At 73.4% G+C, this 14,562-nt stretch carries 11 protein-coding genes; 6 read left to right on the top strand and 5 right to left on the bottom strand.

Annotated features, from left to right (window positions below):
* Positions 1 to 65: 65 nt before the first annotated feature.
* Positions 66 to 2,057, bottom strand: a complete 1,992-nt coding sequence (locus BJY16_RS42115) for a phosphocholine-specific phospholipase C (protein WP_185045221.1) — start codon at positions 2,055 to 2,057, stop codon at positions 66 to 68.
* 93 nt (positions 2,058 to 2,150) lie between these two features.
* Here BJY16_RS42115 and BJY16_RS42110 point away from each other — a divergent pair, with 93 nt between their 5' ends.
* Together BJY16_RS42110 and BJY16_RS42105 are read left to right on the top strand one after the other, a co-directional pair.
* Positions 2,151 to 2,885, top strand: coding sequence for a TrmH family RNA methyltransferase (locus BJY16_RS42110; protein ID WP_185045219.1), 735 nt, complete (start codon positions 2,151 to 2,153; stop codon positions 2,883 to 2,885).
* A 778-nt stretch (positions 2,886 to 3,663) separates the two neighbouring features.
* A complete protein-coding gene (locus tag BJY16_RS42105) occupies positions 3,664 to 7,134 on the top strand; it encodes an AfsR/SARP family transcriptional regulator (protein ID WP_239176663.1) in 3,471 nt (1,156 codons plus the stop codon).
* On the opposite strand, the gene BJY16_RS42100 is transcribed toward BJY16_RS42105, so the two are convergent.
* The 4 genes from BJY16_RS42100 to BJY16_RS42085 all read right to left on the bottom strand — a co-directional run bounded on the left by BJY16_RS42100 (position 7,135) and on the right by BJY16_RS42085 (position 9,545).
* On the bottom strand, positions 7,135 to 7,944 hold the full coding sequence (locus BJY16_RS42100; protein WP_185045218.1) for an ABC transporter permease: 810 nt from the start codon (positions 7,942 to 7,944) through the stop codon (positions 7,135 to 7,137).
* Complete coding sequence (locus BJY16_RS42095) at positions 7,941 to 8,924, bottom strand: ATP-binding cassette domain-containing protein (RefSeq protein ID WP_185045216.1); 984 nt, start codon at positions 8,922 to 8,924, stop codon at positions 7,941 to 7,943. The genes BJY16_RS42100 and BJY16_RS42095 overlap by 4 nt, the downstream gene beginning before the upstream one ends.
* Positions 8,925 to 9,035: 111 nt before the next feature.
* Positions 9,036 to 9,299: a hypothetical protein gene (locus tag BJY16_RS42090; protein ID WP_185045214.1), complete on the bottom strand. Its 264-nt coding sequence runs from the start codon at positions 9,297 to 9,299 to the stop codon at positions 9,036 to 9,038.
* Positions 9,300 to 9,314: 15 nt separating this feature from the next.
* The gene (locus BJY16_RS42085) at positions 9,315 to 9,545 is read right to left on the bottom strand and encodes a hypothetical protein (protein WP_185045213.1); all 231 of its coding nucleotides are present in this window, start codon (positions 9,543 to 9,545) and stop codon (positions 9,315 to 9,317) included.
* Between the two features lie 275 nt (positions 9,546 to 9,820).
* Here BJY16_RS42085 and BJY16_RS42080 point away from each other — a divergent pair, with 275 nt between their 5' ends.
* From BJY16_RS42080 to BJY16_RS42065, 4 genes are all read left to right on the top strand, one after another.
* On the top strand, positions 9,821 to 10,027 hold the full coding sequence (locus tag BJY16_RS42080; RefSeq protein WP_239176661.1) for a hypothetical protein: 207 nt from the start codon (positions 9,821 to 9,823) through the stop codon (positions 10,025 to 10,027).
* A 23-nt stretch (positions 10,028 to 10,050) separates the two neighbouring features.
* Positions 10,051 to 10,950 (top strand): helix-turn-helix domain-containing protein, encoded by a 900-nt coding sequence (locus BJY16_RS42075; protein WP_275408042.1) that lies wholly within the window; start codon positions 10,051 to 10,053, stop codon positions 10,948 to 10,950.
* A 38-nt stretch (positions 10,951 to 10,988) separates the two neighbouring features.
* Entirely contained in the window at positions 10,989 to 13,250 is a 2,262-nt protein-coding gene (locus BJY16_RS42070; protein ID WP_185045210.1) for a putative bifunctional diguanylate cyclase/phosphodiesterase, read from the top strand.
* A gap of 132 nt (positions 13,251 to 13,382) precedes the next feature.
* Entirely contained in the window at positions 13,383 to 14,480 is a 1,098-nt protein-coding gene (locus BJY16_RS42065; protein WP_185045208.1) for a hypothetical protein, read from the top strand.
* The last annotated feature ends 82 nt before the right edge of the window (positions 14,481 to 14,562 follow it).

The raw sequence follows: 14,562 nt of genomic DNA, 5'->3' as shown, positions 1-14,562 counted from the left end.
GCTGCCGGTCCGCCCCGGCGAGCCGGGTACTCCGGCTGGAGTCCGGCTCGCCGGGGCGGCAGCCGTCAGACCAGGCCGCCCATGCCCGGGTCGGTGATGCTGTCCCGGCCGTTCTCCAGGTGGCCGGCGTACTGCGCGACGACGCTGCCGGAGGTGACCGTGACGTCGTACCAGCCGCGGGTGCGGGCCGCGCTGATCTGCGAGGTCCGGGCGGTGCCGGCCCGCAGGGTCAGCGTCGACGCGTGCCCGGTGTAGCGGTCGGCGACCCGTACCTCGGCCCGTTCCCGGCCGGTGTTGCGGATCTCCAGCAGGACGGTGTCCCGGTGCTCGTCGTAGCGCGCCCGGACCCGCACGGCCCCGGTGCCGTGGCGGAACCGGCGGTAGAAACCGTTCGGCCCGTGCACCTCGACCTCGGTCGCGGTGAGCGGCTCGGACAGCCGCTTGCCCGGCTCGACGGTGATCGACAGCGGGTCGCCGCCGGCCGGACGGACCTGGAAGACCGCCGTCGCCCGGCCGCTGTTGCGCAGCTCGACGGCGTCGCCGAGGACGTCCGCGTGCAGGGTGTAGGGCAGCGCCCGGGCCGGCCGCACGCCGCGCTCCTGCTTCGGCAGTTCCGGGTCGGCCGGCGGGACCGGGACCAGGTCCGGCTGCCGGGTCAGGTCGGCCGGCTTGAACGCCGTGGTGTCCGGCAGGCCGACCGGCCGGCGGTTCGGGGTCCGGAAGTCGAAGGCGCTGGTCAGGTCGCCGGCCACGGCCCGCCGCCACGGGGTGATGTTCGGCTCGGTGACGCCGAACCGGCGCTCCAGGAAGCGGATCAGCGAAGTGTGGTCGAAGGTCTGCGAGTTCACCCAGCCGCCCCGGGTCCACGGTGAGACGACGATCGTCGGGACGCGGATGCCGAGACCGTACGGGCCGGCCGGGTGCCCGTCGCCGCCCGGGAAGATCTCGTTGACCGTGGACACCGTCGAGCGCGCCGGGTCGGGGGTCGGCGGGACCAGGTGGTCGAAGAAGCCGCCCTCCTCGTCGTAGGTGATGAACAGCGCCATCTTCGACCAGATCGCCGGGTTCGACGCCAGGATGTCGATCACCTGGGAGACGTACCAGGCGCCGTTGTGCGGCTCCCAGTTCGGGTGCTCGGTGTACGCCTCCGGCGCCACCAGCCAGGTGACCTGCGGCAGCGTCCCGTTCGCCACGTCGGATCGGAAATCGGTGAGCAATTTCTCCGGGTCGCGGCCGAGGGTGTTCACCTCGGTGCCGGTCTTCGCACGGTCGGCGAGCGGATTGCCCGGCGTCGCGTTCTGGTACTGGTGGAAGTAGAGCAGCGAATTGTCGCCGTAATTGCCGATGAACGGGTCCGAGGTCCAGCCCCAGGAACCCGCCGCGGTCAGCCCGAGCCCGATGTCCTGATAGATCTTCCAGGAGACGCCGGCCGCCTCCAGCCGCTCCGGATAGGTCGTCCAGTCGTAACCGGCCTCGGCATTGGTGATGACCGGGCCGCCGCCCTTGCCGTCGTTGCCGACCCAGCCGCTCCACATGTGATAGCGGTTCGGGTCGGTCGGGCCGAGCAGCGAACAGTGGTAGCCGTCGAGAACCGTGAAAGCGTCCGCGAGCGCGAAATGATAGGGCAGGTCGGCGCGGGTGTGGTGGGTCATCGTCTGCACGCCCTTGTGGGGCACCCACTGGTCGAACCGGCCGCCGTTCCAGGCGGCGTGCCCGTCGTTCCAGCCGTGCGGCGGGTCCGGCAGGAAGGCGCCGCCCAGATCCTTGACCTCCGGGCGGAACGGCAGCAGCTCCTCCTGATGCCAGACCGTCCGGCCGTCCGGCCGTTTCGCCGGGTGCGGATCGGCGAACCCGCGCACGCCGCGCAACGTACCGAAATAATGGTCGAAGGAACGGTTCTCCTGCATCAGGAAGATGACGTGCTCGACGTCCTCGATCGACCCGGTGCGGTTGTTCGCCGGAATGGCGAGGGCCTTCTCCAGCCCGGCGGGCATCGCGGCGGCAACCGCCGGCACACCCAGCATCTGCAAGAATTTACGACGATCCACGCTGGTCACGGCCGGGCACGTTAACGACCGAAGGTGGCCCACGGATGAAAACCAAACCCCTATTGGCGTACGGTCTGGGCGCGCTCGTCATAATCAGCGGCGATGACCCTCGCCGCGTTCGCCCAGGCTCGCGCCGACCGTGACCTGGCGGTGCTCGAAGGGTTCCACGCCCTCAAGCACGCCCTCCGGTTCGGCGCCACCGTGCGCCAGGTCGCCGCCGTCGACCCGGAACACCTGGAACGGCTCGCCGCCGACCTGGCGCCCGACCTGCTCGGCCGGTTCCGCGAGCTGGCCCGGCCGGTCGCCCGGGACGCTTTCCGGCAGCTGTCGAAGAACCCGGTCCGCACCGAGGTGATCGCGATCGCCGAGCGCCCGCCGGTCGATGTGGACGCGGTGCTGCGCGCCGGGTCCGCCGCCCCGGTCGTCTTCCTCGAGGATCCGCGCAACCTGGGCAACGTCGGCGCGGTGATCCGGGTGGCCGCCGCGGCCGGCGCGGCCGCGGTCCTCACCGACGGGGTCAGCGACCCGTGGGATCCGGCGGCGATCCGCGGCGCGGCCGGCCTGCACTACGCCCTCCCGGTCGCCCGCACCGACGTGGCCGCCCTGACCGGCCGCCCGATCGTCGCCCTCGACCCGGACGGCGTCGAGATCTCCCCGGCCGCCATCCCGGACCGGGCCGTCCTCGCCTTCGGCACCGAACGCGACGGCCTCTCCCCGGACCTCCTGGCCCGCGCCGACGTCCGCGTCCGCATCCCGATGCGCCCCGACGTCTCCAGCCTCAACCTGGCCACCTCGGTAGCCATCACCCTCTATTCCCGCCGGTGGATGGCCCCCTGAGGTCGTCCTCGCCCACCGCCACCGCGGGCCGGTGGATGGCCCCCTGAGGTCGTCCTCGCCCACAGCCACCGCGGACCGGTCCGTGGTCCTCCCCGTGTGCAGGCCGTCCCCCTTCGCGCCGGGCCGCCCGCCCTCCGCGTTTTTTCCGCGCCCCAGTTGGCCCGTCATCGCCGAGCGGGTCGTGGTCCCGTTTCCGTGCTGGGCCGTTCGCGTTCTGCTGGGCCGTTCGGCTTCCGCGTTTTTCCGTGCCCCGGCTGGCCCGTCATCGTCGAGCGGGTCGTGGTCTCGCTTCCGTGCTGGGCGGTTCGCCTTCTGCTGGGCCGTTCGGGTTTCGCGTTTTCCGCGCCCCAGTTGGCCCGTCATCGCCGAGCGGGCCGTGGTCCCGCTTCCGTGCTGAGGCCGTTCGGCTTCCGCGCTTTCCGCGCCCCAGTTGGCCAGCCATCGCCGAGCAAGCCGTGGTCCCGCTTCCGTGCTGGGCCGTTCGCCTTCCGCCGGGCCGTTCGGCTTCCGCTGGGCCGCCCGCCCTCCGCTGGCCATTCTTCCTCTGCGCCGGGCCGTCGGCCTCCCCGGCACGCATCACCCCTGATGCCGTGATCCACCAGGCAGCGCGCAAGATCATCACAGCCCGCCCTCCCAGGGGGAGCCCCCGCAGAGCAGTGTGGCGGAAAAGCGCGCGCTCCGGCGGGCCACCTGTGGACAACCCGCAACTGTGGACGGGCACAGCTATCGCGCTGGACCGGTTTGGTGTGGGTTGGCGGTACGCGAGAGGATCGCAGGCGTGAGCGAGCACGGGGAGCGTGCCGGCCGGTTGCGGGTCGAGCTGTTCGGGACGTTGCGGGTCCGGCGGGACGAGGCCGGCCTGGCGGTGCCCGGTGCGCGGCTGCGCGGGCTGCTCGTCCGGCTGGCGCTGGCCGGTGGACGGCCGGTCCCGGCCGGGACGCTGGTCGACGCGCTGTGGCCGCGGGACCGGCCGGCCGACCCGGCCAACGCGCTGCAGTCCCTGGTGTCCCGGCTGCGCCGGGTGCTCGGCGACGCCGACGCGGTCACTCAGGACGAGGGCGGCTACCGGCTCGCGGTGACCGGCGACGACGTGGACGTGACCCGGTTCGAGCGGCTGGCCGCGGCCGGGCGGCAGCGGCTGCGGGACGGCGACACCGCTGCGGCGGCCGAGCTGCTGGACCAGGCCGGCGCACTGGTCCGCGGGCCGGTGGCGGCGGAGGTCGGCGCGGTCGCCGAGGCGGTCGCGGTGCGGCTGGGGCGGGCGGTGGCCGCGGCGCTGGCCGACGCGGCCGAGACCGACCTGCGGCGGGGCCGGCCGGAGGCGGCCGAGGCGCGGCTGAGCCGGCTGCACGAGGACCATCCGCTGGACGAGCGGGTGGTGGCGCTGCTGATGGACGCGCTGGCCGCGCAGGGCCGGCAGGCGGAGGCCCTCGATCTGTACGAGCGGGTGCGCGAGGAGGTCGCCGACCGGCTCGGCGCGGATCCGGGTGCGGCGTTGCGCGAGCGGCACCTGCGGCTGCTCCGCGGCCCGGACGCGGCAGCGGACCGTGCGCAGTGGCCGGCGCGTGGCCCGGACGCGGCGGCGGACCGTGAGCAGTGGCCGGCGCGCGGCCCGGACGCGGCGGCGGACCGCGACCAGCGGCCGGTCGGCGGCCCGGAGTCCGCGGCGGCGCGCGACCGGGCGCACCGGTCGGCCGGCAGTTCGCGCGAGTCCGGGGCGTGGACGTCCGATGCGCTGGGCGGGGCAGACCAGGCCGTACCGGAAAAGGACGAGGCGCACCCGGCGGCGAGCAATCTGCCGGAACCACTGACCAGCTTCATCGGCCGGGAGGCCGACCTGGAGCGGGTGGACGCGCTGCTCAGCGGCGGTCGGCTGATCACCGTGCTCGGGCCGGGCGGGGCCGGCAAGACGCGGCTGGCCACGCAGGCGGCGCGCCGGCGGCGGGGTGACTACCGCGACGGCGTGTGGCTGATCGACTTGGCGTCGGTGACCGCGCCGGCCGAGCTGCCCGCCGCGGTGCTGACCGCGACCGGTCTGCGCGCCGCGGCCATCTTCGAGAACTCCGGGATCCGGTTCGAGGGCCGCGGCGAGATCGACGTGCTGGTCGACCAGTTCGCCGGGCGCGAGTGCCTGTTCGTGGTGGACAACTGCGAGCACCTGATCGACGCGGTCGCGCACCTGGTCACCGCGCTGCTGGTGCGCTGCCCGGGGCTGCGGATCCTGGCCACCAGCCGGGAGCCGCTCGCGGTGGACGGCGAGGCGCTGGTCCCGCTCGGTCCGCTCGGGGTGCCGGAGAGCACCGAGCCGGCCGAGGTGCTCCGGTCGCCGGCGGTCCGGCTGTTCGCCGAGCGGGCCGCCGCGGTGCTGCCCGGCTTCGCGGTCGACGAGCGGGCCGGCGAGGCGACCGTGGCGCCGGTGGTGCAGATCGTGCGCCGGCTGGACGGGCTGCCGCTCGCCCTGGAGCTGGCCGCCGCCCGGCTGCGCACGCTCGGGCTGGCCGAGCTGGCAGCCGGGCTGGACGACCGGTTCCGGCTGCTCACCACGGGCAGCCGGACCGCGCTGCCCCGGCACCGGACGCTGCGCGCGGTGATCGCCTGGAGCTGGGATCTGCTCGCCGACGACGAGCGGGCTCTGGCCGAGCGGGTGTCGGTGCTGCCCGGCGGGGTGACCATCGGCTCGGCGAGCGCGGTCTGCCCGGACGCCCCGGACATCCCGGACCTGCTGGCCGCTCTGGTCGACAAGTCGCTGCTGCACCGCGCCCCGGACGGGCGGTACCGGATGCTGGAGACGCTCCGCGAGTACGGCGTCGACCGCCTCGCCGAGCAGGGCACGCTGCCCGCCGTCCGGGGTCTGGCCGCCCGCCACCTGGCCGCCCTGGTCGCCGAGCACGACCCGCGGCTGCGCACCGCCGAGCAGCTGGACGCCCTGCGGGTGCTGCGCGCCGAGTACGACAACGCCCTAGCCGCCCTGCGCCACCTCTGTGACCAGGGCGAGGCCGAGCAGGCGCTGCGCCTGGCGATGAGCCTGGTCTGGTACTGGCAGATGTTCGGCCGGCACGCCGACGCCGCGTTCTGGCTGCGCGAGGCGCTGAACGTGCCCGGTGAGCGGGACCAGTTGACCCTGGACTGCGCCGAGGCGGTGCTGGTGCTGAACCGGGTCAGCGCGGAGTACGCGATGGCGCTGGAGAGCGCCGACCAGCGCCGGGAGCGGATGCGGGAGCTGGCCCGGCGGCTGGTCGCGCACCCGCATCTGCCCGGGCTGACCGGCGCGCTGGCCGCGGTGGTGCTCTACATGGCCGAGGAGCCGGAGGCGGCCCGCGCCCGGATCGACGAGCTGGTGGCCGGCCCGGACCGCTGGGTGACCGCGCTCGCCCTGCTGTTCCGTGCCCAGGTGGCGGAGAACAACGGCGATGTGGCCCAGGTCCGGGTCGACGTGACCGACGCGCTGGCCGGGTTCCGGGCGGCCGGCGACCGCTGGGGCCAGGCCACCGTGCTGCCGCTGCGCGCCCTGCTCCGGCAGTACGACGGCGACCTGGACGGCGCGCTCGCCGACCTGGACACGGCCACCTCGCTGGCCGCCGAGTTCGGTTCGCTGGACCTGGGCGACGAGGTCTTCATCGACCTGCGGCGCTCCGACCTGTACCTGCGGCGCGGCGAGCCGGACGAGGCCCGGGCCGCGCTGCGGGCCGCCCGGGAGCGGGCCGGCCGGTCGGCGTCCCCGGCGATGATGCTGCTCATCGACGCCCTGGAGGCCGGGATGCTGGTCGCGCTCGGCGACCTGGACCGGGCCGAGGAGCTGGTCACCCGGGCCGCGACCGGGCTGCCGGTGGAGTCGCTGGAATTCATCAACGGCGACCACGGCACCGCGATCATCGAGGGGGTGCGGGCCGCGCTGGCGTTGCGCCGGGGCGACCCGGTCCAGGCCGAGAAAGCGCTGATCCGGGCGTACGCCGCCGCTCAGGCGACCCGGGACATGCCGATCCTGTCGCTGGTCGCGATCGGCGCGGCGAGCCTGGCCGACCTGCTCGGCCGGCACCGGGACGCGGTGCAGCTGCTCGGCGCCGGCGCCCGGCTGCGCGGCGCGCACGACCCGACCGACCTGCAGGTGGCCGAGCTGACCCGGCGCAACCGGGCGGTGCTGGGGGAGGAGGCGTTCGCCGAGGCGTACGCCGCCGGGTTCGGCCTGGACCCGGGCACGGCACTGGCCCGGATCGATCCGGGCCAGGTGAACCGTGCGCTGGAGTCGTGATCAGGTGCGCTTGTTGTAGGCGCGCAGCGCCAGCGGCACGAAGACCACCAGCAGACCGGCCATCCAGGCCAGCGTGGCCAGCAGGTGGTCGGCGACCGGGCCGCCGATCAGCAGGCCGCGTTCCGCGCCGACCAGGTGGGTGATCGGGTTGACCTGCACGAAGCCCTGCAGCCAGCCGGGCAGCGTGTCGGCCGGGACGAACACGTCGCTGCCGAACGAGAGCGGGAAGACCAGCAGGAACATCACGCCCTGCACCGCGCCCGAGGTGCGCACCAGCATGCCGACCCAGACCGAGACCCAGCCGAAGCACAGGCCGAACCCGATGGCCAGGGCGACCGCGGCGAGGGTGGGCACCGCGCCGGTCTGGATCCGGAAGCCCATCACGGTGCCGACGCCCAGCGTCACCAGGCACACCGTGAGGTAGCGGACGATGTCCGCGCCGACCGCGCCGACCAGCGGCGCCGACCGGGACACCGGCAGTGACCGGAACCGGTCGAAGACGCCCTTCTCGATGTCGGCGTTCAGGTTCTGGCCGAGCGCGATGCCGCCCATCGCGAGCGACTGGGCGAGCATGCCGGGCAGCAGGAGCTGCAGGTAGCCGTGCCGGTCACCGTTGGCGATCGCGCCACCGAACAGGTAGGTGAACATCAGCAGGAAGATGACCGGCTGGATGGTCACGTCGATCAGCGCTTCCGGCGTCCGGATCGTCTTGATCAGGCTGCGCTTGGCGAGCGCGGCGCTGTGCCGGATCAGCCCGCCCCGCCGCGGCGTGTCCAAGCTCGCCGGCTTGGCGAGAACTGCCGTGGTCATACCAGCGCCTCCGTCTTCTTGCTGTCGCCCTTGTCGCTGGTCAGGGTGTGGAACACCTCGTCCAGGCTGGGCAGGTGCAGGCCGAACTCGTTGATCTCCACGCCGGCCCGGCGCAGTGCCGGGATCACGTCGTCGAGCGCGTGGTCCGAGGTGACCGGCACCGACGCGGCGCCGGGCCGGGATCCGGCCGCGTCGTCCGGCGCGGCGTTGGTGCCGGGCGCGGCCACCGCATCGAGGATTTTCAGTACGTCCGGGAGCCGTGCGGGATCCGTCGGCCGGATCCGCAGGGTCTGCCCGCCGACCCGCCGCTTGAGCCCGTCCGGGGTGTCCTGGGCGATCACCCGGCCGTGGTCGACGACGACGATCTCGTCGGCCAGGGCGTCCGCCTCCTCCAGGTACTGCGTGGTCAGCAGCACGCTGGAGCCCTGCGCCACCTGGGTGCGCACGACCCCCCACATGTCCTCGCGCTTGGCCGGGTCCAGCCCGGTGGTCGGCTCGTCCAGGAAGATCACCTCGGGCCGGCCGACCAGGCTGGCGGCCAGGTCGAGGCGGCGCCGCATGCCCCCGGAGTACGTCTTGGCCGGGCGGCCGGCCGCCTCGGTGAGGTCGAACCAGGCGAGCAGCTCGGCGGCCCGCTGCTTGGCGGCCCGGGTCGGCAGGTCGAGCAGCTGGCCGATCAGCACCAGGTTCTGGGTGCCGGTCAGGTCCTCGTCGACCGAGGCGTACTGGCCGGTCAGCCCGATCCGGCGGCGCACCTTCTGCGGCTCGCGCAGCACGTCGACGCCGGCCACGTACGCGGTGCCCTCGTCCGGGCGCAGCAGCGTCGCCAGCACCCGCACCGCGGTCGTCTTGCCGGCCCCGTTGGGCCCCAGCACGCCGAGCACCGTGCCCCGGCGCATGGCCAGATCCACTCCGTCGAGCGCCTGTGTCTGCCCGAAGCGTTTGCGCAACCCCTCGGCGCGCACTACGAGATCGTCCACGATCCCCCCTCATCCGGTTACGCCACCGAGAGTGGAGGAGCCCGCTGGCATGATCCGCACAGCGCGCTGGCACGCCGGTGCCAGCACCCCGCCAGCGGCCGGACGTGCCCGCTACGGCGGCCCGGGTCGCCCGGCGGCGGCGTACCGCCCGGCCCGGAGCCGGCGCCGGTCGGCGACCGCGGTCCGCAGCGCGGGCCACACGTGCAGGCGACGCCGGCTGTCGGTGGCGGCGAGCACCGCCGCCAGGGCCGGGCGTTCATGCGGCGGAACCACCGCTATCACGATCAACAGGGGCAGCGTGGCGGCGGCCAGCTCGGACACCAGGAAGAGGCCGACGAGCGCGGCGATCAGCCCGGCGGTGGTCAGATCGGTCATGATGCGCTCCTCGGGTCAGCGCGAGGCGATCGCGGCGAGCAGGAAGATGAGCCCGGCGCCGAGCGAGAAGGCGACGACGGCGGCGGCCGCGGCGGCGCCGATGACCGCCCCGAACGGTTCCAGGGCCCGTTTCAGGTACCGGAGGCCGACGACCATGAAGATCGCGGCGAGGAGGAGATAGAGCGGCGCCCGGTCGTCGGCAAACGACACGGCCGCGGGGGAGTGGTAGAGCATCGCTACCGCCAAAGGGAGGAGTAGTCGAGTGATTACCGACAGCCTCCGTGCATAACAGGCGCTTGTCGACGACTTATTCACGAGCCGCGAATTTTGGCCTTTGTCCGGATCAGGCCATCAGGCAGGTTGCCATGCGGCAGATCAGCTGGCATGAAGAGATGCTTTACTGATGTCTATAGCCGAATCGCACAGTGTGTCCGATACCCGGGGTGTAAGCCGGATTTTGCCGGACTGCTTGTCCGTGATTCGGGTCTACTTTGGGTATCCGCTATGATTTAGTCTGCGGTGTGACTAACAACATGTCCCTGCAGGTCGTCGCGAGTAGTTGCACGGCCGGCTCGTGCCCGACGATCTACCGCACCGACTCCGGTTCCGTAGTGGTCCAGGGGTACTTCGTGCCCGCTGAGCGGACGGGCGTCGAGGTGCCCGACGGCGAGATGCTGGTGGAGATCCCGGCCGAGTTGCTCGCTGAGGCGCACCGCGCCATCTCCTGACGGTCGAGGAAGGGGCCCGGGGTGTGAGTTCGGATTCCGGTGCCCCTCTCGACCAGGAAGAACCGGTCGGTACCACGCTCGCGCGGATGCGCCGGGCGCGGCGGCTGAGCGGCGCCGAGCTCGCCGTCCGGGTCGGGATGAGCCAGCCGAAGATCTCCCGCATCGAACGCGGTCGAGGGGTGGCCGACCCGAAGGACGTCGTCACCATCGCACGGGCCCTGGGCGCCGACGACGCGGTGGCGTCCGACCTGCAGCGCCGGGCCGAGGGCGCGCAGGACCGGATGACCGACTGGCGGCCCTCCAACGCCGACCTCGCCAACCGCCAGAACGGTGTGGCCGAGTGGGAGGCGTCGGCCACCGAGATCCGGGACTTCCAGCCGGCCGTGCTGCCCGGGCTGCTGCAGACCGGCAGCTACATCCGCGCCGCGCTGCTGTCCTTCCAGCGGCTGGTGCAGCCGGACGCCGACGAGACGGCGATGGCCCGCGCGGTCACCGCGCGGACCGCCCGGCAGGAGGTCCTCGCCGACCCGGACACCACCTTTCACTTCGTCGTCACCGAAGCGGTGCTGCGCAACCGGCTGTGCCCGCCGGAGGCGATGCTGGAGCAGCTGACCAACCTGCGTCTGCTGGCCCGCCGGCCCAACGTGATCCTCGCCCTCGTGCCGGAGGGCGTGCCCACCCCGCTGCCGCCCCTGCACGGCTTCACCGTCTACGACGAGGACATGGTGGTCATCGACGCCTTCAACACCGGCCTGCTGTCCCGGGGCGGTGGCGTCGTCCGGCAGTACCGGCACGTCTTCGATCTGTTCCGCCAGGTCGCCACCACCGACATCGAGCCGATCCTGGACCGGTACCGGACCTGGTACCTCGCGCAGCTCACCGACGACGGCGGAGGGCAATCGTCAGACGTTCCCGGGCGGTGAAGCTCAACTTCGCGGGCGGGATGCCGATCTGAGGGGGTGTGACGGGTCTCCGGCGTCCCCCGAGGTGGCTCGCCTGGCTGCTGGCCGGTACGGCGGCGGCCGGCGGCTACGCGCTGCTGCCGTACGGATGGCCGGCCGTGCTGCTCTCCTCCCTGGTGTCGGTCGGGTCCGTGGTGCTGATGCTGGTGTACGGGCGGTCGGCCGCCTGGCGGATCTTCGCGGCCGGGATCGCCACCTGGGCGGCCGGCGACCTGGTCTACGCCGCACCGCAGCTGGCCGGGCGCCCGCCGCCGTTCCCGTCCCTGGCCGACGCGTTCTACCTGGGCGCCTATCCGATGCTGCTGGTCGCGCTCTTCCGGCTGACCCGGCGGCGCGGCCCGGTCTGGTCCGGCAACCTGATCGACTCGGCGATCGTGGCGATCAGCGTGGGCATCGCGTACTGGACGTTCGTGATCGCGCCGATCGTGATCGACGACTCGTTGCCGCCGCTCACCCGGGCGGTGACCGCGGGCTACCCCACGATGGGGGTGCTGCTCTGCGCGCTGCTGGTGCCGATGCTGCTGCGCCACGGCCCGCGCACCGGGAGCATGTGGCTGCTCACCGCGGGTGGCCTGATCACGCTGACCTGCAACGTCTTCTACACGCTGTGGCCGGTCTCGGTGGCCGGTGGCGGCACCTACGTCTACGCCGGCTACCTGCTCGCCTACGTCTGCTGGGCCGCCGCGGCCGCGCATCCGGCGTCGCCCACCCCGGCCGTCGAGGAGGGGGACAGCCTGGGCTGGAGCCGGCTGCTCGCGCTGACCGCCTCGATGCTGCTGGTCCCGGCTGTGCTGCTGGTGCAGGGCGAGCGCGGCGGCGGCCAGATGAGCTGGCTCGCCGTCGGGATCGGCTCGATGGCACTGTTCCTGCTGATCATCACCCGGATGTCCGGTTACATCGCCCGGGTGCACAGCCAGGCCCGGCGGCTGCACGACCTGGCCATGCGCGACGACCTGACCGGCCTGCCGAACCGGCGCGCCTTCGAGGAGGAGGTGGCCAAGGGCGTGGCGGCCGGCCCGTGCCGGCTCATCATGATCGACCTGGCCGGGTTCAAGCACGTCAACGACCGGCTCGGCCGGACCGCCGGTGACCAGGCGCTGGCCGCGGTGGCCGGGGTGCTGCGGGCGTCGCTGCGCGACGGCGACGCGGTGGCCCGGATGGGCGCCGACGAGTTCGCCGTGCTGGTCCTGGACGCCGGCGAGGACGACGGCGACACGGTGGTGTCCCGGCTGGTCGACGTGCTGCGCCGCCCGGTCGTCTCGGGCGAGCACGAGCTGCTGCTCAACGCCCGGCTCGGGGTGGCCGACAGCGAGGAGTGCGGCGCGGTGCCGGTGCCCGAGCTGGTGCGCCGCGCGGACACCGCCCGGTACGCCGCGAAGGCGTCCGGCAGCCAGCTGATGGTCTACACCCCGGAGCTGGACGAGCGCGCCGACGCGACCGCGCGGCTCGGCGCCGACCTGCGGCACAGCCTGGACGACGGCGACTTCCGGGTGGTCTATCAGCCGATCGTCGACCTGGCGTCCGGGCGGATCCGGGCCTGCGAGGCGCTGGTCCGCTGGCACCATCCGGTCCGCGGGCTGGTCAGCCCGGCCGACTTCGTCCCGGTCGCCGAGGACAACGGGCTGATCGTCGAGCTCGGCGAGTTCGTCATGCGGACCGCGTGCTGGAAGTTCGCCGGCTGGCGGCGCGAGTACGGCCCGGACGCGCTCGGCTACATCAGCGTGAACGTCTCGGCCCGCCAGCTGAGCGAGCCCGGTTTCCCCGAGGTGGTGGCCGGCATCCTGGACGAGTGCGGGCTGACCCCGGGCGAGCTGCTGGTCGAGGTGACCGAGACCGCGCTGTTCGGCGGCGGCCTGGCGGTGCACGCGGTGGAGACCCTGCACCGGGCCGGGGTACGGATCGCGCTGGACGACTTCGGCACCGGCCACTCGTCGCTGGGCCTGCTGCGCACCGTCCCGGTCGACGTGCTCAAGGTCGACAAGTCGTTCGTCGACGAGATCACCGAGGGTGGCGGCCGGGCGGTGATCGTCGACGCGCTGATCCACGTCAGCAAGGGGCTCGGGCTGCGCGCCGTCGCGGAGGGCGTGGAGACCGCCGAACAGGCCGAGTACCTGCGTGAGCTCGGCTACGAGTACGCGCAGGGCTACTTCTTCGGCCGGCCCGTCCCGGAGCTGGACCTGGGCGGTGCTGTCCCGGACGACCAGCGCGGTGGCCAGCTCGACCCGGGGGGACTCCAGCCGTTCGCCGTCGATCAGGCGTGATCCCGCGGGTCCGGTCGGGAAGCGGCCCGGGGTTCGCGGCATATGTTCCGCATACATTTCCCGGGTGAAGCCGAGCGAGCCGATGTGCGGATGCTGGCGAGGGTCCATTTTGATCGTCTAGGCTCTGCCGCCATGGTCAGCCAAGACGTGGAAGACAAGCTGCGGGAGCTCGCCGCGGACGCGGGGTTCCCGCATCAGGAGGCGGCCCGGCGGGCGCTGCGGTTCCGGGACGGCGGGGACGTGGCCGACCTGGTCGCGGTCGCCGACGATCCGCACGCCTGCGCGACCACCGAGATGCTCTTCGCGATGGCCAGCCAGCGCCGCCCCTGGCTGAACTGGGTGCCGATGCCCGAGGAGGCGGTCAGCAACGTCACCCGGGACATGGCCCGGCGGCAGGCCGCCGGGGAGACCGGCATGATCACCGAGCTGGGCCTCTCCGGCGGCGAGCCGGCCAGCGCGCTCGCCGCGTTCCGCCGGTTCGTCGGCCGGCCGGTGCAGATCGGCATCGCCGAGTTCGGTGAGCCGGACATGCGGGTCCCGCTGCGGCCCGGGAAGTACGCGGTCTGGCGCTACGAGGGCGACGACGCGGTGGCCGCGGTCGCCCCGCCGTCGGCCGAGGCGGTCGAGGTGCTGCACCGGGTCGGCGCGGAGCCGTGGCCGTCGCCGCTGGCCGGTTACGTCCGCGCCGAGCCGCTCGGCGCGCTGAGCCTGGACGACCTGCTCGGCCTGCTGGTGCACCCGCCGCAGGCGCCGGACATCCGGCGCTACCAGATCCTGTCCCAGTCCGACCCGGTGTACTGGTACCGGCTGCTGCAGCCGTGGGTCTGCCTGGGCATCCTGCACCACCGGAAGGACCAGCCCTGGGCCACCTCCACCCGCCGTCAGGTGCTGGTCGACCTGGCCTTCGGCGTCGAGGACTGGGTCTCCGACGCGGCGCTGTTCGCCCTGGTCACCGCGGCGTACCGGGAGCCGGCGCTGCGCGACGAGGTCCGCGTCCTGGTCCGCGACCGGCTGGTCGCGGCGACCGAGGCGCCCCGGCCGGTGATGATCTGGACCTCGCTGGCGCACCTGATGCTGGTCACGCCGGGCGCGGTCGAGGGGGAGAAGGCGCTGGCCCAGGCCGTGCTGCGGCAGAGCGAGGACGAGGGCGACGACGAGGACGCGGCGCCGGAGCCGGTTCAGCCGGAGCCGAGGCCCAGCGGGTGGCGCCGGTTCTTCGGGCGCCGCTGACGTAGCGCAAGCTGGGGCGGCGACGTCCCGGCTTTCTTGTGCCGCTACTGGTCCAACCAGTTGACGGGTTGATGTGTTGCGG

Source organism: Actinoplanes octamycinicus, assembly GCF_014205225.1.
GTDB classification, from domain to species: Bacteria; Actinomycetota; Actinomycetes; order Mycobacteriales; family Micromonosporaceae; genus Actinoplanes; species Actinoplanes octamycinicus.
The sequence above is the reverse complement of the archived record's forward strand: the minus strand, read 5'-3'. Positions and strand labels throughout refer to the sequence as shown.

Excerpts from the sequence above, each read along its gene's own strand:
- BJY16_RS42110 (WP_185045219.1), top strand. The coding sequence starts at position 2,151 with ATGACCCTCGCCGCGTTCGCCCAGGCTCGCGCCGACCGTGACCTGGCG.
- BJY16_RS42100 (WP_185045218.1), bottom strand. The coding sequence starts at position 7,944 with ATGACCACGGCAGTTCTCGCCAAGCCGGCGAGCTTGGACACGCCGCGG.
- BJY16_RS42090 (WP_185045214.1), bottom strand. The coding sequence starts at position 9,299 with ATGACCGATCTGACCACCGCCGGGCTGATCGCCGCGCTCGTCGGCCTC.
- BJY16_RS42065 (WP_185045208.1), top strand. The coding sequence starts at position 13,383 with ATGGTCAGCCAAGACGTGGAAGACAAGCTGCGGGAGCTCGCCGCGGAC.